This is a genomic window from Asticcacaulis endophyticus, from assembly GCF_014652575.1.
GTDB lineage: Bacteria > Pseudomonadota > Alphaproteobacteria > Caulobacterales > Caulobacteraceae > Asticcacaulis > Asticcacaulis endophyticus.
This window is the reverse complement of record NZ_BMZB01000004.1, coordinates 334675-353859: the sequence shown is the minus strand read 5'-3', so window position 1 is coordinate 353859 and position 19185 is coordinate 334675. Positions and strand designations below refer to the sequence as shown.

The following is a 19185-nucleotide window of genomic DNA, read 5'->3' as shown; positions in this document are numbered from 1 at the left end:
AAAGAAAAACTGGAGGCAATACGGCGCGATGAATTCGGCTGGTTGCGTCGAACGGGTCCATAAGCGCACAACTCATCTTTATATTCCTATAGATCATCTCCATTAATTCCATTTTGCGAGAAATAAACTGCGATATATCTTCACCACATTGATACGGAGGTATATCGCAGTGCCCTTACGCCCTCGCAAGTTCCAACTCGCGCACAAAACGGAAATGCACATGGGTAGGTCTCCGTGTGCGCATTTCACCTCGAAAGCAGACAAAGGTTTGTACCTTCCTGGAGCGAACTTTAAACTACACTCAATCTGCTTTAGTGCTGTAGCTGAGCTTCCGCCCAATTCGCTGCAGTCGGCGTCTGACCGCCCCCTACCGAACGAGTGATAAGCTCGATCACCTTGATGCCTTTTATGTCAGCCTGAAGCGCTATCGGTGCCGCACCGTAGCTCAGCGGAATCGACTTCGTTAGCAGCTTGCCGTCGCCAAAGACTAAGAACTGCACCGTAGACGCTTGGTTGCGCGCGGCGACGTCAATGCCGACCTTAACTGAGAATCGTTTAAATTCTCCGTCGTTGCGCACTTCGATGCGTGAATTGGCGAAGACGCCCAGCCCATACTTGAAGTGCTGATTGCCTACCGTAATCCGAGTCCCGTAGACGCTAACGTCCGGCTGTGCGGCACCTGTACGGGCGTAAATGCCGATCTCATTTTTTACGTCGTCAGCACCCGGCGCCTTATGGTCTTCGGCGGTAACGCCCGCATCAGGAAAGCTCACCCCCTCAACCGCGACATTCACGCGCGCTGGAATTTCCGACAGGTAGACCCCGTTTTTCAATAGGCGTGTGCCCGCGGCCTCGAAAACCATCGTCTCATGTGGTGCCAGCGTAAAGGCTCGCTTTCCCTTGAAAACTGGCAGAGTTTCTTTCGTCCACAGATCGCGCAAGGCAATCGAGCCTTTCGGGTCAAGCTTCAGGTGTGCGCTGGTCAGGTCCACTGTTTGCGCGACGTTCGAACGATTGAACAGAGCAACCGCTGTCTTGCCGTTGCTCAGCGTCTTGACAATAATGTGCACCTCGTTTGAGCGCCAAACCAGAATGCCCTGGTTGCCTGCCTTGTCTTGATTCACATTGATCAGATCGCGATTACCCCAGATATCGAGCAAAGCCTTCGGGGCTTCTCTCAGGTCATAACCGATTAGCAATGGGGCATTGATCATCGCCCAGAGAGAGAAGTGACTACGCGCCTCCGTCAGATGGTTAGTATCGAACTCGCCCTTACCTATGAACAGCATGTCAGGATCGTTCCACGCACCGGGGCGGGCGTAAAGAGCGCGGGTCGCAACACTGTCATAGGAGCGGAGCATGGCGTTCCAGTTAGCGGAAATGTCCGGGCTGGTGCGCCACGCATTCCCGACCTTATTGCCCCAGGTGCGCACGTCGCCTGTACCCCAGGTGCAGATCGACAGGACATAATCGCCGTCGGGATTATACGTTTTCAGAGCCCCGGCCACTTCAGCATACATGGTTTGAATGCGGTCCGCCTGATCCGCCGCCGGTTTCTTGCGAACAATTACCGCTTCATGCGGCGCATATTCGGCGCCTTTCAGGCCCCGCCCGCCGGGTGCAAAATCGGCCAGGCCGCAGGCATCAACCTTCACATAATCGAAACCCCAATCGCTAAAAAAAAGCTTGATGTCCTGATCGACATGGCCTTCCAGCCCAACCTCACGTTCCTTGACCGAGCCTTCGGGCAGGTTAGGCGAGTGAAGGTCCCACGCCTGAGAGCACGCGTTGCGGCCAATGTCAGTATAGATACCCGTCTTCAGACCCATTCCGTGAATACGGTCTACGAACGGCCTGAAGGTGGTATCAACCTGCCCCGGAACGCTCGCGCTTGGGAACAAGTTGGTGCGAATTTCAAGACGCCCGTCCGTCTGGCGCCGCTTCAGCCACCAGCCGTCGTCGATATTGACGTAGACATAGCCAAGCTTAGCCAACCCCGTATCAATCAGGGCTTGGGCCGACCCAATGACCTTTTCCTCGGTGATCTCCGTACGGAATGCATTCCACGAATTCCAACCCATCGGAGGAGTCTGCGCTTTGCCAGCCTGATGCGCGGTCCAGCGGCCGGAAGGCTGGAGGGCGTCAGCAGTTTCGGCGAGAGCGGTGGCACCGGACAGTACGCCCATGACGGCGACACTTGCCAAAACGATCCGCCTGAAGCTCAATTTCATCTTTCCATTCCTGTCAAATAAACCGTTGATGTCTCACCGTTGGGGTAGCTTGGCCTATGCGCTAACAAGGAACCGATAGGTGCCCGAGCCAACCCGCACGACCGTGCGCCCGTCCCTCGGCCCGTCCACGCGAATTTCCTTACGGCGCGTCAGAGCTTTACCGCCCTCCCTGATTTTGGCCACGGATACCGTTGGCAAATACAATTCGGCTTCGGTATTGGCCGGTACGGTGAGATCGAGACTGAAGCCGGTCGCCGACTGCGCCCACTGAGTGCGAATAAGGCCCGATACCGAACGATACTCACCGCCGCCTGCCTTTACACGGGGGTCGATGACCGGATTGACGCGGAACCGGCGGAAGCCCGGCTCTATCGGATCAATGCCAGCGATCCGGCGATAGACGAAGCCGTTGATCGCCCCGAGCGCATAGTGGTTGAACGAGTTCATCGATACATCGCCGGTATCGCTGTTCCAACGCTCCCAGGTCGTCGTCGCGCCGCGTGCCACCATGTATCCCCACGATGGGAATTCAGTGCGGAGCAGCAGGTCGTAAACTATATCGGCAAAACCCGCATCGGCCAGAACATCGAGGCTGTTTGGTGTGCCGAGAAAGCCCGTTGTCAGCAGATTGCCACGGCGGATAATATTGCCCTTCAGCTTGTCGGCGACAGCCTTCCGTCGAGCTTCCGGCACAAGTTTGTAGCGCAGAGCCAGAATGTACGAAGTTTGGGAATCGTTACCGACCGTGCCGTCCGCTTCAATGAAGGTCGTGTTGAAAGCCGTGGTGATATCGGCGGACAGTTTCGTATACCGAGCGACCGCTTCGCTACGGTTTGTGGCGCGTGCCATGTCGATCATCAGATCGACCGACTGTTTCCAGCACGCCGTGCCGATCAGGTCTTTCGGCGTTGTCGGATCGCCCGGCTTCACCGCATCAAGCGCCAGCCAGTCGGCGTAATCCGAGCCTCGGCGTTTGGTCCAGATGAAATTTTCCGCCTGACCTGCTACGAAGGCGATATGCCGGACCATCATGTCCCAGTTCTGGTCGATGATCGTCGTGTCGCCGTAGCGCTGCCACACCGTCCACGGCAAGGTAACTGCGGCGTCGGCCCAACCAGGTGTCGCGCCGCGCGCGCCGCTGGCGCCCCAGCCGGTCGGGCAGATTTCCGGCACAACGCCCTCGGCGGTTTGCGAGTCACGCAAATCGCCCATCCACTGCCGGGTGAAGCTGGCGACGTCCATATTGAATGCGGCGGTATCCCAGAACACATTGGCATCGCCTAACCAAGCCATACGCTCGTCGCGTTGCGGACAATCGGTCGGCACGCCCATAAAGTTGGAACGCTGGCTCCACAAATTATTCTGCCAGCCCTGCATAATCAGGGCGTTACCGATACGCAGATGCCCAGTCTGCGCCACATGACTGTGGATGACAATGCCGGTGATGTCGTCTGGTTTGGGCGCTTGCCGCAAGCCGGTCACCTCGACATAGCGAAAACCGTGATAGGTGAAACGCGGCTCCCAGACCTCACCTTGCGTCGCGCCTTTCAGCGTATAGTGATCGGCGGCGCGCGCCGTACGCAGGTTGGACTGATCGATACTGCCATCGGCCTTGAGCACCTCGGCAAATTTCAACGTCACGCGATCACCGGCCTGTCCCCTGACCTTTAGCCGCACCCAACCGGCGAAGTTCTGGCCAAGGTCGATGACCCAGCCGTCGCCAGATGGTTTCACGCTTTTCGCTGGCAACGTATCTGTCCGGCGGATCGGCGGTGTAATCATGCCGATGAGTTGCCCTTTAGGTGACGGCACGACAGCGGCCTCCGCCCATTCGGGTCCGGCCTTAAAGCCCGATGCGTCCCAGCCCGGCTGCTCCAGGCGGGCATCGTAATCTTCACCGTCGTAGATTTCGCAGAAGGTGACCGGTGACGGCGCTAAAGCCCAGTCTTTTCCGGTCTGCACGATTTCGCGCGTACCGTCCGAATAGGCGATTTCAAGTTGCGCTCTCAGGCGGATCGGTATGTCACCGAAGCCGTAACGCCCCTTCGACAGGATGCGCCCGGCATGCCAACCGTCACCGACCAACGCGCCAAGGGTGTTCGGGCCGGCGGCAAGTTGCGCCGTCACATCATGCACGCGATAGAAAATGCGTTTCTGACTGTCGGTCCATTCCGGTGCGAGCAGGTCATCACCGACCTTTCTGCCATTGAGAAATAGCTCATAGACCCCCAGCGCTGTGACGTAGATCCGCGCCGATCTAATCGCGCGCTGCACATCGAAGTCCTTGCGCAAAGCGGCGGCTCCGGCGCTGGGGAATGGCATCTGGGATTTGAGATCCCGTATTACGGCCGGCCATCTCCGGTCATCGAATTCCGGTGCGGACCAGCCGTCCGCTTCGATATCGGAGATTTTTGCGTCCTTGGCGGTAAAACGTACTATTCGTCCGTCATTCAATCTCGCCCGCAGCAACAGCGCCGCTGTCAGTTCACCTTTGCGGAAATTAGGGGCGAGACTATCGCCTTCCAGCGCAATACACAGGGTGTGCTTACCTTTCGGTATAGAAAACGCCGTGTTCTGCGCCAACGGCCAGCCCCATTCGACTTTGTCCGTCGCCGGGACGCTCAGGGGCTCACCGTCGATAAAGACTTTGACCGAAGATGTTACGGCCATGATCAATATTAAATCGGCATCAGTTTCGAGCGCAAAACCCATGCGGAAGTAGCGGTTCTTCGATTCCGTCGCGGGTCCGGTCATCCAGTAAAGTCCGGCGTCGCGGTCAGCACGCCGCGATTCGACTTCGGCGCCGATCCAGTCTGCCGTCCAGTCTGACGGCTGAAGTAGTCCCATTTCCCAGAAAGCCGCAGAGCTTACGGCCCGATTCCCCATGTTGTCCCACACGGTAACGCGCCACCAGACACGCTGGCGCGATATCAAAGGCGGTCCGCCGTAAGGGATGTCGAAGCTGCGGTTCGAAGCCACCTTGTCGCTGTCCCACAGATCGGCCTTGCCCATGCTCAAGGCATCTGACGAGCTTGCTGCCTCAACTCGGTAATGGGTCTGTATTACGCCGCGCGCCGACGACTCCAATCGCCACGACAGACGGATATCCGTTTCTTGCACCCCAACCGGATCGGTCAGATTCAGCGCCTGGGGAGTGACCGCGCGCAAAGCGGGCCCAGCCTCTGCGCTTTTAGCGGTCGAGGTAATTAAACCTATTGCACAGACCGACTGAAACAATCCGCGGCGTGACGTTTTTCGCAGGCTCATAACTCTCCCTAACCACCCTTTTTAATTGTGACACGATTGACGCCTCAATAGCTTCATCGCCGCTGCCAGTTTCGGCCCAAGCTGTAACTGCGCTGCGGTTGATAAATGAATGCCGTCCGCGTTCTTAGGCAAACCGGCCGCGGACACATAACCTACATCGGCAAGGGATGATGCCACTTCAACCTGAGCGGCCTGAACCGTTGTCCATCCATCGGTCGGCTTGGGCCAGCGCGCGGGATCGGGCCGATCAGACAACCCGACGATCACCCACGGCAGGCAGGCATTACCTAGATCCTGACGCATACGGGCAATCAAGATAGTCATCCGCTCACCCCAAACCTGAGCGGTCTCTACCGTACCGGCATCAGTTTCCCCCTGATACCATAAGACACCAGCAATCCGGCCATGGGCCGACGCTTCGCGCGCACGCGCCAGACACGAGCCGTAAAGACGCGTCCTTGAGGGATTAGGCGTCCATTGCGATAGGGACGAGCCGCCTTTGGCACAGGGAACCAGCGCGATCGGACGCGCGGTGGCCGTCATCGCCTCGGCAAACGATAACCCCGGACCCACGCCCGCCTTACCCGCATCAGAGGAAACGGCATCGACTTCATGGGCCGGATCATCCAACGGTTCCTGCGCCGGTCGCCAGACGCCGTCATTGCCATAAAGCCACACAATGCCCGACGACGCGAGGGGCTTAGGCAGTTCAGCCATATCGCCCCGCCCCGACATGTTGGATTGCCCCATAAGCAGATAGATATCCATATCCGCCGGCGGGATCGTTTTCGCATCCGCAAGGGCACCGGACGACAGTGCAAGCCCCATGGCGATCTGACACACCGTATATCGGAATTTTAACATTTGACGCTCCGGGGGTTTTCCAACGGTCTACTTCACCGGCCCGAGAATGTCCGCCTCGACAATACTGAGGATATTACCAGTCTTGACCTTTTCGGCACCGGTTGACGCGCCCTCGCGGTCGGTGGTCACTTCGATGATATTGCCAAAACCGTCACGGTCTTCGGTCGGTGACATCAGCTCGATCTTGAGCTTGCGACCAGTTACCACCGGCCAGCTCAGATCGGCATAGCCCAGGTTCTTTTCCGGCGTCCCGCGATAGACGGTCTGACCATCAAGGGTGATGTGCAGCGGATAGCTGCGCACGCGCCAGCCGGTCATGCGCAGCGAGACCGCATCAACGGCCTGCGGCGTGCCCAGATCATATTCGATCCATGCCTGACCTTTTGTGCCGTCCGAATTCCAGACCGATGCCTCATTATCATCGCGCGATTTGGCGGCATCCGCGGCGTTTGAACCGGCCGTGATCGACACCACCGTCACCCCACGCTTTGTATCAGCATAGGACGGCGTCAAGGGCGTTGGGCCGCGCTTGAGATTGACCGGCTGATAGTCCTCAGCAAAAACCTTCGACAGACCGTTCCTGACGGCGACGGACTTAGTTTTGGTGCTGATGGTCGCGGGCTTAAGCCCCTCAGATGACGCGCTTAAGCTCACCTTGCCGGACGTGGTGGTGGAACGGATCAGGACGCGGTTGATGCCGCCTTCAACCGGCAGAACCTGAGACAGGACATAGTTGGTCGATTTTTTCTTATCGCCCGCGCCGTTCGGCCCGGTTTCTTCCTGAGCGAGGCCGCCTTTCCAGACCGCAGCCCCTTCCAGCTTGAAATTGATAGAGTTGAAAGCGGTCGGCACGCGGTTGCCGTCCTTATCCACCACCTCAACATCAACCAACATGGCGTCCATGCCGTCGGCCACAAAGCCGCGCGGCCCATAGACCGGCGTCAGCTTGACCGCCACCGGTGCGCCCGTTGTCTTGCGCGCGTCCTGCGACGTCTTGCCGTCAGCATAGGTCGCCACAGCCTTCAATTCACCCGCCGCGTAGGCCACATCTTTGAAGGTGAACAGGAAGCCGTCAGACTTCTCGCCCTGCCCCACGGACTTACCGTTGATAAACAATTCAACGCTGTCGCCGTTAGAGGCCACAAAAATATCTTTGGTGCCCCCCTCAGCATAGGTCCAGTGGCCAATGATATGGGTGTGGCGGCCTTCGGAATTGACCCAACCGTCCCACATCACCTTATGCACCCACAAACTGTCCTTGGGCAGGCGCATGGCGTCCACTTCGCCCGACCGGCGGTAGTTGTTGTCGCCTCGGAAGTGCGAATTACTGTCGGTAAAGCCGATGTTCACGCCGCCAGCACTTACCCGGTCGCCGGTGCCCGGACGGTAACGGTAAAAGTCCCACCAGCGCTTAACGTTCTCGACCGCGATCGGCTCCACATTACGGTTATAGGCGGGACTGTCTTTATGGAACGGTGTGGTAAAATCATCCTGATAGGCACGAGCCGCTTCGTCACGGGAATATTCGGTGGCCCACATCGGCTTGGATTTCGACTTGTTAATATAGAGCATTTCACCGCCATATTCGGCGATCTGCGAGCCCATCATTTCACGCGACCCAATGGCCCGCCCGCCGTGGGGATCATAGATATCCCGCACGGCCTTCATCTTCGCCATATGGTCTTCGGTAATGCCCTTATTACCGCTTTCGTACATGATGATGGACGGATTGTTGCGGTTATAGATGATCGCATCGCGCATCAGATCTACCCGCAGATCAAAACGCCGGTCCTGAGGGTCCCCCTCAGAGTCGCCTGCCGGCATGGCCTGCAGCAGACCGAGGCGGTCGGCGGATTCAATCTCCTGCTTGGCCGGGGTGACATGCATCCAGCGAACCAGATTGCCGTTACCTTCCAGCATCAGGTTATTGCCGAAATCCGAGAGCCAGGGCGGCACCGAAATACCCACGCCCGGCCATTCGTTCGTCGAGCGCTGGGCATAACCCTTCATCAACAGTACACGGTCATTAAGCGTGACCTTGCCATTGTCAAAGGCGGTTGAGCGGAACCCTGTACGGGTATCGACCGCATCAATAACCTTGCCGTTTTCGCGCAAGGTCGTCGTCACCGTATAGAGATAGCCATAGCCCCATGACCAGAAATTGAGATTGCCGACGCGTTGCTCGGTCGAAAGCGTCGCCGTCTGACCCGGCGCAACGGTGATCGGTGCCGCGTCGAATTTAGCGACCCGCTTGCCGTCCAGATCACGGATTTCCACGCCATAGGTCAGGGTGCGCGGCGCGGATGTATCGTTCTTGACCTCGGACTCCGCATGGACGGTGGCGGCTTTCCCCGCGATATCATAGTCCTTGCCGTAGATATAGACGCCGGTGGTTTCGAGCGATGACCATAGCGGCAAGGTCTGGTACACACCGCCGGTCAGGTGCAGGGCCACCGGCTTATTGATGCCGCCATAGTTGGCGTAGAAGTTCTTGTCCGACCACTGGTAACGCGTCTTGGTGGTCCGCTCGCGCGCGCCCCAATCATTATCGACCCGCACGGCAATAAGATTGTCACCGGGCTTAAGGGCCTTGGCGATATCAAACCCAAACGCCATGACGCCGTTTTCGTTATAGCCGATCTTTTCGCCGTTGACCCAAACGTCGGCGACGTGACGCACGCCTTCAAATTCCACGAAAACATGCTCAGGCTTGGCATTGGCATTGGCAGGCATCTTGAAATGCTTGCGATACCAGGTAATGCCCGTCTTTTGCTGGTGAATGTCTGAGGCAAAGGCTTCGTCTTCGTTGAAGGCGTTTGGCAGGACCACATCTTTCCAGCCATTGTCATCAAAGCTGACCTCAGACGCTTTTGCATCATCGCCAGTCGTCATTTTCCAGCCCTGATCAAAGCTGTAGCTTTCGCGCGGAGAGGATACAAAGGTCGAGGCGCGGTGCGCGTCCGCCGGTGAGTTCACCACCAGCCCTGTAGTCAGAGTCAAAACAACCGCAAAAGAGCGCGCACGAACATAGGGCATTGTCAGCGTTTCCTGATTGTATTTGACCAATTAAATAGATTGGTCAGACCAATAACGCAACAACAATCACATCCCGTCGCAACTGCGCATCAATTTTTATTAATCCGTCACCATAACTTGGGGAAAGTGCCTTGGCACCCAATCTATTTTATGGTGCGGGTACGCGCCTCTATAGCCTCGATCTCCGACAGGAACCGTCTTTTGGCGGGCTTCTCATCCTTGCCAAGGGAAACGACCTTGATACGCGCCTTCCCCTTGAGTTGGGAAACTCAGTCCAAGCGTATTCGGGTATCGGGCGCTTTATCTTATAAGCTGATCCGACCTCGACCATATATTCAGGAAGATTTGGATTTGCCTTGGGCCTGCCATATGTATCACCGTATGTATCGACCACGGTCTACAATACCTATTTTTCTTAATGTTTTTGAAAAATATAGAGAAAAAAGAAAGTGGCTGGGGAACTAGGACTCGAACCTAGAACGACGGTACCAAAAACCGCTGTGTTACCATTACACCATTCCCCAACACGGCTGCGGTTTGTTGCAAAACCGGCTGGTCTTCGTATATTGCCCGAAGAGGGGCTGGAGATAGCGCAAGCCCTTGCGACTTGCAATCCCTAGGCTGAATTTTTCTTGAACGTTCTGGACAGTTTTCCCCAAGCTTGTCAAACAACGGCTCTTTTGCCTGCCCCCTTTTCGCCTAAAGCCGCCTGTGCTATGGGGCGCCATGTCCTACGTTATCGTCGCTTTTTATCATTTTTTTGATTTTCCAAACTTTGAGGCCATGCAGGCACCCCTGCTGGAGCGGCTGCATAGCCTTGGCATCAAAGGCTCTGTCCTCATAACGCGCGAAGGCGTGAACTCCACGATGTCCGGTACGCGTGAGTCGATTAACAGCTTTTTGGACTACCTCCAAAACGACCTGATTGGCGCAAAGATCACCTATAAAGAATCTTATGCGGAGTTTCAGCCCTTTGGCAAAACGCGGGTGCGTTTGAAAAAGGAGACCATATCTCTGGGCGAGCCCGTATCGATGAAACGGTTCGGGCAATATGTCGAACCAAAGGACTGGAATAATCTCATTCGCGGCAATGACGTTGTCATCTTAGATACCCGGAATGATTATGAGGTCAATCTGGGCACCTTCAAGGGGGCTGTCGATCCGTCCATCCCGACTTTTAAATACCTGCCGCAATGGGTGCGCGACAACGCCGATAGCCTCAAAGACAAGAAAATCGCGACCTTCTGTACTGGCGGCATCCGTTGTGAGAAGTTTACTTCATGGATGATCGATAACGGTTTCGATGATGTCTACCACCTTAAAGGCGGTATATTGCAGTATTTCGAGGATGTTCCGGCTGAGGAGACCCTATGGGACGGCGAATGTTTTGTATTTGATGAGCGTATTGCCGTCGATCATAACCTGCAACCGTCGCAGTCAGCAGCGCTTTGTCTTTACTGTGATCATGCCCTGACCGTCGAAGATCAGGCGCATCCTCATTATGTCAAAGGCGTCTCCTGCCCCCACTGTCACGGTGACCCGGCCTATCAGTACGACCGCCCATCCACTAACCCCAGACGCGGCCGCACCAAGTTCTGATTTTTCACGGATTCAATTATTACGCTGTCTTCATTTGACCTGTTACCATAACCGTCTATGTTTGGCGGGATTTGCGCGTGTGGGGCGGGCATGAATATGAGCAGGACAACGATCTTCGCATGAAACAGTTTTTGATTACGGTCGCCGCCGTTGTAACCGCCTTTGTGCTGTTCTTTATCGGTCTGCCGTTCCTGCTTTTGGTCACTCTGGCGGCGTCAACCAAGCCGCAGACACCTTCAGAAGTTGCGCTGAGCATCGACCTACGTGAAGGCCTGACGGATCAGTCCCTGGATGACCCGCTGGCATTTATCACCGGCGAAGGCTTATCGACACTGGAGATCGTTACCACGCTTCACAATGCCGCCAGCGATCCCAAGGTAAAGTCCCTGCTCATTCGCCTGCCTGAAGGCGGCATGTCACCGGCGGCGGCTGAGGAAATCCGCAACGCTCTCAGAGAATTCCGCGCAGCCAACAAAACCGTCATTGCCCATTCTCAGGGCCTCTACCCCGATACGCTGGTCGCCGCCTCCTACATGGTCGGCAGCGCGGCCTCGGAATTGTGGATGCAGCCCAATGCCTCACTTCAGGTAACGGGGATTGCGTCAGAGAGTATGTTCTTCAAGCGGGCTTTTGAGAAATACGGCATCACGCCTCAGTTCGAGCAACGCTACGAATTCAAGAACGCTGTGAACCCTTACCTCTACAGCGATTACACACCGGCACACCGCGAAGCGACCCTGTCGTGGATGGGCAGCATCTATAACTCAGTGCTTACCAATATCGCCAGCGACCGCAAGATTGAGGTCGGCAAACTTAGAGGTCTGTTGGAAAGCGGCGTTTATAGCGCCGGCGCAGCCCAGAAAGCCGGCCTGATCGATAAGCAGGGGCAGGTTCATGATGCCGAAGAGGCCGTGCTCAAAAAAGGTGGCAACCAGATTGAACTGGTCGATATTCGCGATTACGCCAAGACCATGCCGCGCTCTTCCGGAAAATCCACCATCGCGGTGATCGGTGGCGAAGGTGCCATCATGACCGGCACCAATGGCTCCAGCTTCAACAGCGACCCGATGATGATGTCTGATGATGTCGCAAATGCATTCTTCGACGCCATCAATGACAAGGACGTCAAGGCCATTGTGTTTCGCGTGTCGTCACCTGGCGGATCGGATACGGCATCGGAGCAGATTTTGTCGGCGCTACAGGCCGCTAAAAAGGCCAATAAACCGGTCGTCGTATCCATGGGCGAATATGCAGCGTCCGGCGGTTACTGGGTGTCATCAGACGCGTCGGCAATCATTGCCAACCCGACCACCCTCACCGGCTCGATTGGTGTATATGGCGGTAAGTTTGCCATCGGCGACGGCCTCGGGCGTTTTGGGGTTGACCTGAAAAGCGTCCACGTCGGCAGCGATCTCAGCCAGATGTATAATGTGGGCACGGAGTTTACCCCTGAGCAGCGCGCCAGCTTCTCAAAGCAGATTGATGAGACTTATAATGAATTCGTCGCGCGTGTCTCAAAAGGCCGCAAACTGCCCGAAGACAAGGTGCGTGAAATCGCCAAGGGTCACGTCTGGACGGGTGAACAGGCTAAGAAGCTGGGGCTGGTCGACGATTTAGGCGGGTTTTATGTCGCACTAGCCAAGGCAAAATCCTTGGCGAAAATTCCGTCGGATGAGCATGTAAAACTGATCAAGTACCCCAACAATCGCTCCCCCTTCTCGATGTTCAACAAGAGCGTAGAGAGCGCCAATAGCGGTCTGAAAGCTTTGTCGTTAATCAATTGGGCTATGAGCGATCCACAGGCCAAGGCGGCCTTAAGGGAAATGTCTCAAGCCCGCCTGCGTGCCCAAGGCGCTAATGTTCTGGCCAATGAGCCTCTGCAATCCAGCAGCAGATAAGCTCAGATCGTTTTACAGTAGATGGCGACACGCCCCGACCAGAAATGATCGGGGCGTTTTGTTGTGTGTGATAGGGCGCGGAGCTCCACATGCCCACGCTGACTCTTCATACTGCGCCTACGCTACCCAAAACTTACGCACAGAGGCCAGCAACTGCGAACATGTTCTTGTTGTCGATGATCTGGGCTGTGGTCCAACACAACACCTGCTCGGAGATGGACAGAAGACTTTCGTTCCTCCTGCCGATTCGTCTCTGTGGGCATCCACATGCGATTCACCTGCCCTTTGCAGGACAACAAAAAAGGCGGAAGGTTTCCCTTCCGCCTTAATTCATATGAAATTCGGTGCCTTACAGCTTGAACTTCATACCAACATAGTAATAACGACCGATAACATCGAAGGCGTTAGGGTCGGTATTGCCGTCTGGTGAGTTATCAAACACGGGCGGATCTTCATCCGTCAGGTTCTTGATACCCGCCGTCAGATCAACATTGCTATTGACGCCCCAACGCGCCTGGACATCGTGCACCCAGTAGTTTGGAACTGTGCTGTAGCCACCATCTTCAAAGATCGCCAGGTTACCTTGGTTTTCCATTTCGCTGTAGAAGGTGCTGCTCCAGTTAATCAAGACCGGGCCAATGTTATAAGCCAGACGGATATTAGACTTCCACTCCGGCAGAGTAGCCGAAATATTGTAAGCGCCTGCGGTACCGGCATATTCGATATCATCCAGCTTCCAGCTTTCCAGCTTGGTCACCAAGACATTGATATCAAGCTTGTCGGAGAATAGCGTGCTGTCTTTAACCAACCAGCCCAAAGGTGCCTTATAATCAACGGCCAGATCGATGCCCTTGGTTTCAAGTGCCGACACGTTACCCTGGCTGGTGCGGATCTTGAGTTCGCCAGTGGTGTCACGGTAAATAGCCGATTGACCAATATCGCTGTTAAAGCAAGCGGTTGAGTTCAGGTCGAGCGTTGCGAAACACGCAGCAACCGTGCCAGCCGCACCGCCGTAAAGCGTGTTGATATAATCATCAACCTTGATGTCGTAGTAATCAAGCGTAACACTCAGACCTTCGATATATGATGGGCGCCAAACAGCACCAACCGTAATGGTTTCTGATTGTTCAGCCTTGAGGTTAGCATTACCGAACGAGAAGCTTTCCAACTGAGAGTTCGGCTGAATATAACCAAGCGTTACAGGATCGCCGCCGAGTTGAAGGGCGCAGAAATCACGAACTTCTTGGCTAATTGTGCGATCAGCACCGCTGGTTGGTGACTTGGTAGAGCAAGGATCGGTGAATTGCGGGAAACCCTGGTCACCGGCTTGATAGAGTTCAAACACTGACGGCGCACGGCTTGCTTTTTGATACATGCCGCGGAAGCGGAAATCATCATCAATTTTCCATTCCAGACCAGCTTTGTAAGCTTCGGTTTTGCCTACAGAGGAATAGTCAGAGAAACGAGCACCAAGTTCAAGGCCAAGATACTTAACAAATGGAACTTCGGCAACCAGAGGTACGGTTGCTTCACCGTAAACTTCTTTGACGTTATAGCCGCCAGATACAGGACGTTCAGCGTTGAAGCCATAAATGTCACCCGAACCATGCGCGGCATCCGGTGCAAACGAGAAGGTATCTTCGCGATATTCGAAACCAGCCGCCACACCAACAGCCCCAGCGGGTAGCACAAATGCATCACCCGCGATATTGCCGCCAACGACAAAACGCTCAAATGTCGTCGTGTCACTGAAATCCAAGCGGACGAAATCAAGTGCTTCCTGAGATGCCGAGCCTGCGCCAAAGAGGTTGAAAGGTTTACAAGCTGGCATGATCGCCAGTTGAGCTGCCCCACACGACGTCGTCGTTGCACCGTCTGATGCCCCGCGAGTGGCGGCAATCATGCGTGAACGGGAAACGTCATTGAAGGTTGAGTCTTTAAACTCGGTGCGACCATAGCTGAAGGTCGAGTCCCACTTCCAATCCGAGAAGACAGTACCATCTAAGCCCGTCACAAACTGGAACATCTTGTTGTTGTGGTCTTGCTGGCGCACGCCGACTTCAAGCATCCGCTTTCTGAACACGAAATTGGCCGTAGGATCAGTACGTCCGGCCAGTAGTGAAGCAAAGCTTGCCGAAATGAACGGATTGTCAATCGGAACGCTCAGACCCGTCATTGGCGTCGGTGCCAATTGGCTGGAGGTGCGGTTATCCGTGAAGAAAACTTCCAGTTTACCGCGAAGATTTTCGGTAAAGTCATAATGGCCAAGCAAAGACAAGCTGATACGCTCAGACGGCGACATCAGGTTATTTACCGGAGAGAAATTATATTGATCCGTTACAGGATTAGTCAGATCAAAGTCATTACAAAAACCATGGGCCTCACCGGTCGGGGTGAAGGAAATTTGTCTGTTTGTGACCGTAGGGCATCCTGTTTGCGTTGGCGTTAGCGCATAAGGATTCAAAGCCACATTGTCTGCACGACCTGATAGACCCGTCGCCGAACCACCTGCGTTTGAGTAAAATGCCCAGTCGCGTTCGGCACCCAGAACCTGATCACGATCGTAATAGGATACGAATGCTGTCAGGTTCCCCTTACCGCCATCGAAGTTGGTGCCCATGATCAAAGATGTGTCGAATTGCTCAGCATCACCCTCGGCGCTCAGACCGTACTGGCTGGACAGTTCAATGCCTTCAAAATCGTCTTTTAGGACAAAGTTCACAACACCGGCCAAAGCGTCCGAACCGTAGGTCGCCGAAGCACCACCGGTCATGACTTCAACGCGCTTAATCAGTCGCGCTGGGATGGTGTTAAGATCGGTTGCCGATGATGCCTTAGTGGCAGGCGTCATGCGGTGACCATTGACGAGCACCAAGGTACGCGAAGCACCAAGCCCTCTCAGGTCAACCGTTGCCGTACCATCGGACGGGTTGTTGGAAGCGGCCGAGAAGCCAGGAACCACTTGGGGGAGCGTATTCAAAATTTGCTCAACCGCGAGGCTACCCGATGCTTCGATCTGAGCCGACGACACGGTCGTGATCGGGCTGGGCGATACAAAGTCCTTACGCGCAATACGGGAGCCGGTAACGACAACTTCCGTAACGGGTGCGTCTTCGCTGGACGTTGCGGCATCCTGTGCAATCGCAACTGATGGCAGTGTGACTATAGAAGCCAGTACCGCCGAGCAGATGGTCGTGGTAACCATCAGGCCCGATTTGATAGATTTGTTTTTCACTCTTAGTCTCCGGATTATTTTTATAGGGTATTTTTATACCCACCGCAGTTTCCAACATTAACTGTTGTTAATTCCAGTAAGACACTCGCGTCACAAATCCGTCAATCGCCTGACACGACTTTGCCAATTTCAAATGAAACCTGTTTCAATAAAGTCACACCAGAAACAGTTGCGCTGTAGTGATCACAAAAACACCCCTAAATCCTTATGACCATCATCAATGTCATATTATTTTTATAATAATTTTCAGATAGATAATAATCTTTGGCAAAATTAGATATTACTGAATAATCAGATTAAGGCTGCTCAAATCCGACTAAAGCCGCCCCATCTCAAATAGTTTCAGTGAAAATAAATTGTGGATAATGCCACACATGCGAGGCTGATATGGCCGCAAGGTACAGGCTCTAACCGCCTGGACATAGATTCATCAGTGTCAATAACGGCTATCGGTCAATGATAGCATGAACCGCATAGGGCATAACGGGTTCTGGCGTGCAACTGGCCACAGCGATCTGCGTCACTGAAAGCACCAGAAAAGCCGCCACAATGCGCTGGGCTCGTTTTGAGACAAATATTGCAATATTAACAGCCATAGCGACACCCTTAAGATTTCCTTAAGGATGAAAAGCAATTTTCAGACCAGAAATCAGCTACATGGCTTTCAGAATTTCAACCACACGCATTACCCGCGTACAATTTCCACCTAGGTCGGATAACTCATGCCGGCTGACCGAACGCACATCGGTTTTATCCGGATCAATACGAACCACTATATCAGACTTAAAACCATAGATGGGATCGCGGTAAACCGCCTCAATCCGCCAGGGTGAGCGGCCAAAAATCATGTAACCTTCGTGCATCAGGCTAGCGGCTACCTTATCGGCAGTGATGTTCGCATTTCTCACGGGTTGCGCGCCAGAACAGGTCGCAGCATTCACATCGGCAACCGGTTTCAGATCCCATTCAAACGAACTGCCTTTTGCGACACGCGGATTATCTTCGATCGGATGAGCATCAGGCCCGCGATCCTTAATCAGCTTTTCGGAAAAAGTCAGCGGACGCTGCCAGTCAGTTGCGACATCGTATATGGGTGGGGCCGATTTCAGCTTGCGTTCATAGACATAAAATCCGCCCAGAACACTGCCTGATATGATGACCGCAGCCAAAGCAAAAGGCCCGGTTCGCTTCGGGGCCATAAACAATGATACCAGCAAGGCAATCAGAGCAAAAACCAGACTTATCGTCGCCAGCTTAGGCGCCCAGTTTAAGGTCAGGAGGGTAAAGCTTGTGTCGTAATCAAGATATTCGACCTTACTTCCAAATATGGCCGCACCCAGAACAAGCGGCGCAGACAAGCTCACCAGCAAAGCCACAAAGGCCAGACTGAGGCCACGCTTGCGCTTTTGCGAATTGGTTTCCAACACGATTACGCACCCTACCCTTTTAAATTGCCGCGCTTCAAAGGCACAGCCTTGACCTTATTGGGACGCGCTGTGACGTCATTGCCATACATCGTGACGGCGAATCCAACAGGGCGCGAATAGATATAATTTCACCAGAACAGTACTTTAACGCTTTGAACCAAAATAGAAATTGAACTTTTTGTGTCTAAGCTCCCACCAAGTCAAATCGCCTCAATACGCGTCCATTTCGATGACAAATCCTTCACCTCAGCTTGGGAATCAGCCACCGCTTCTGTGGCGTCAGACGCATCATTTGATCGAACCGCGACCCGCCGCACCCGTTCTTCGCGCGACAAATCCAACCATATGCCTTCAAAGTGAACACTCGTTGTCTCGGCCAGTGCCTCCATAGCCTCCCGCGGCGACAGATCTCTGAACGTTGCATCTAAGATTACAGATTGCCCGGACGCCAGTACAATACCGGCAAGGCGCTTTATGTGACTATAAACCTTGTCAGTTTCCTCATGCGTGTAAGCCTCAGCAGGCAAGCGTTCAAAGGACGGCCAGTCCCACAAACGCTTGCGAATCTCGTCGCTGCGTAGAATGACGGCACCGGGTGATCGCCCCTTACTGTCCGCGATACGTCGGGCATAGGTCGTTTTTCCCGAACCCGATAAGCCACCAACGGCCATTAGACCGGCCTTGTCCATTTCCAGGAACGCCATCGCCGCGTCAAGATAGACCGAAGCTTGCTCAAGATCGCCGTAATGCGCATTGACATGACAACGCACCCCCGCCCGTACCGACATATAGAGTGGCAATAACTTTAAGCCGCTATACAGGCGGCCATCATCCGCTTCATTTCGCGCGGCCTTATCCATGTAAGCATTCATGACGCGGTTCGCGGCCTGTTTATGGCCCCTCACCCACAGATCCATCAACAAAAACGCCAGATCGTACAGCACATCAATCTGGCTCAACCGCTCATTAAATTCGATGCAGTCAAACAGAACCGGCCGATCCATCTCAACGAATATGTTGCCCAGATGCAGATCACCGTGGCAGCGACGCACAAAACCCTCATCGAAACGGTCCTGAACAACCGATTTTACCTGCTCATAGGCTTGCGATATGCGCTGATCGTAATCCTCAACCCGCGCCGCGCCTAAATGCTGGCGAAATACGTCAATATTGCTGCGGTTTGAGTCGATCACATATTTGATGTTGGCCGCGTGGGACGGGTCACGGCAGACCTCGGAGCCCGCATGAAAGTCGGCAATCACCTCACCAAGCGTCTGCATCAGATCGATATTCGGCGACCAGTCAGGATCGCTCAGGCTTTGCTCAGCCAGCACCATAGACTGATCAAAGCGGCGCATGACCAGAACCGCTTCGCCATCCACCTCAATCACCTCACGATAAACATCCGCGGCCGTGCGCTGATTAAACTTAAGCTCTCGCTCCAAAGCCTCACGCCGTCGGGGTTGTGAAGTGAAATTCAAAAAACCATAGTCTACGGATTTTTTGATTTTAAACGCCTGATCGTCCTTTAAAACCACCACAGCACAGGATGTCGCTATAACCTTGTCAGCTCCGGCAGACAGCTTGGCGATCACGGCGTCCGGTGAAGAATTGGCATCTGTCATATC

The 19185-nt window shown here is 54.5% G+C and carries 10 protein-coding genes and 1 tRNA gene; 2 read left to right on the top strand and 9 right to left on the bottom strand.

Translation table 11 applies throughout. From position 1 onward, the window contains the following. Nucleotides 1–311: 311 nt before the first annotated feature. The 5 genes from IE102_RS14775 to IE102_RS14755 form a co-directional block, all read right to left on the bottom strand. Nucleotides 312–2231, bottom strand: coding sequence for an NPCBM/NEW2 domain-containing protein (locus IE102_RS14775; protein WP_189488014.1), 1920 nt, complete (start codon nucleotides 2229–2231; stop codon nucleotides 312–314). A 54-nt stretch (nucleotides 2232–2285) separates the two neighbouring features. Next, nucleotides 2286–5498 carry an alpha-L-rhamnosidase gene (locus tag IE102_RS14770; RefSeq protein ID WP_189488012.1) on the bottom strand — a complete coding sequence of 1071 codons (3213 nt, stop codon included), beginning with the start codon at nucleotides 5496–5498 and terminating at the stop codon, nucleotides 2286–2288. Nucleotides 5499–5519: 21 nt separating this feature from the next. After that, complete coding sequence (locus IE102_RS14765) at nucleotides 5520–6362, bottom strand: sialate O-acetylesterase (RefSeq protein WP_189488010.1); 843 nt, start codon at nucleotides 6360–6362, stop codon at nucleotides 5520–5522. 27 nt (nucleotides 6363–6389) lie between these two features. Further along, on the bottom strand, nucleotides 6390–9398 hold the full coding sequence (locus IE102_RS14760; RefSeq protein WP_189488008.1) for a DUF4982 domain-containing protein: 3009 nt from the start codon (nucleotides 9396–9398) through the stop codon (nucleotides 6390–6392). 450 nt (nucleotides 9399–9848) lie between these two features. Beyond that, nucleotides 9849–9922 (bottom strand) — tRNA-Gln (locus IE102_RS14755). Nucleotides 9923–10124: 202 nt separating this feature from the next. On the opposite strand from IE102_RS14755, the gene trhO reads away from it, so the two are divergent. Beyond that, nucleotides 10125–10997: an oxygen-dependent tRNA uridine(34) hydroxylase TrhO gene (trhO, locus tag IE102_RS14750; protein ID WP_189488006.1), complete on the top strand. Its 873-nt coding sequence runs from the start codon at nucleotides 10125–10127 to the stop codon at nucleotides 10995–10997. A 119-nt stretch (nucleotides 10998–11116) separates the two neighbouring features. Beyond that, entirely contained in the window at nucleotides 11117–12895 is a 1779-nt protein-coding gene (gene sppA, locus IE102_RS14745) for a signal peptide peptidase SppA (RefSeq protein ID WP_189488004.1), read from the top strand. Nucleotides 12896–13244: 349 nt separating this feature from the next. Here the strand turns inward: sppA and IE102_RS14740 are convergent, their stop codons facing one another. The 4 genes from IE102_RS14740 to IE102_RS14725 all read right to left on the bottom strand — a co-directional run bounded on the left by IE102_RS14740 (nucleotide 13245) and on the right by IE102_RS14725 (nucleotide 19182). Next, a complete protein-coding gene (locus IE102_RS14740; RefSeq protein WP_189488002.1) occupies nucleotides 13245–16130 on the bottom strand; it encodes a TonB-dependent receptor plug domain-containing protein in 2886 nt (961 codons plus the stop codon). Between the two features lie 446 nt (nucleotides 16131–16576). Beyond that, entirely contained in the window at nucleotides 16577–16726 is a 150-nt protein-coding gene (locus IE102_RS14735) for a hypothetical protein (RefSeq protein WP_189488000.1), read from the bottom strand. 57 nt (nucleotides 16727–16783) lie between these two features. Next, nucleotides 16784–17557, bottom strand: a complete 774-nt coding sequence (locus IE102_RS14730; protein ID WP_189487998.1) for a DUF1499 domain-containing protein — start codon at nucleotides 17555–17557, stop codon at nucleotides 16784–16786. Nucleotides 17558–17757: 200 nt separating this feature from the next. Next, complete coding sequence (locus IE102_RS14725; RefSeq protein ID WP_189487995.1) at nucleotides 17758–19182, bottom strand: bifunctional aminoglycoside phosphotransferase/ATP-binding protein; 1425 nt, start codon at nucleotides 19180–19182, stop codon at nucleotides 17758–17760. Between the last annotated feature and the right edge of the window lie 3 nt (nucleotides 19183–19185).

Bases quoted from the DNA above. Each gene is read 5' to 3' on its own strand.
- IE102_RS14775 (WP_189488014.1), bottom strand. From the start codon at position 2,231: ATGAAATTGAGCTTCAGGCGGATCGTTTTGGCAAGTGTCGCCGTCATG.
- IE102_RS14770 (WP_189488012.1), bottom strand. From the start codon at position 5,498: ATGAGCCTGCGAAAAACGTCACGCCGCGGATTGTTTCAGTCGGTCTGT.
- IE102_RS14765 (WP_189488010.1), bottom strand. From the start codon at position 6,362: ATGTTAAAATTCCGATATACGGTGTGTCAGATCGCCATGGGGCTTGCA.
- IE102_RS14760 (WP_189488008.1), bottom strand. From the start codon at position 9,398: ATGCCCTATGTTCGTGCGCGCTCTTTTGCGGTTGTTTTGACTCTGACT.
- trhO (WP_189488006.1), top strand. From the start codon at position 10,125: ATGTCCTACGTTATCGTCGCTTTTTATCATTTTTTTGATTTTCCAAAC.
- sppA (WP_189488004.1), top strand. From the start codon at position 11,117: ATGAAACAGTTTTTGATTACGGTCGCCGCCGTTGTAACCGCCTTTGTG.
- IE102_RS14735 (WP_189488000.1), bottom strand. From the start codon at position 16,726: ATGGCTGTTAATATTGCAATATTTGTCTCAAAACGAGCCCAGCGCATT.
- IE102_RS14725 (WP_189487995.1), bottom strand. From the start codon at position 19,182: ATGACAGATGCCAATTCTTCACCGGACGCCGTGATCGCCAAGCTGTCT.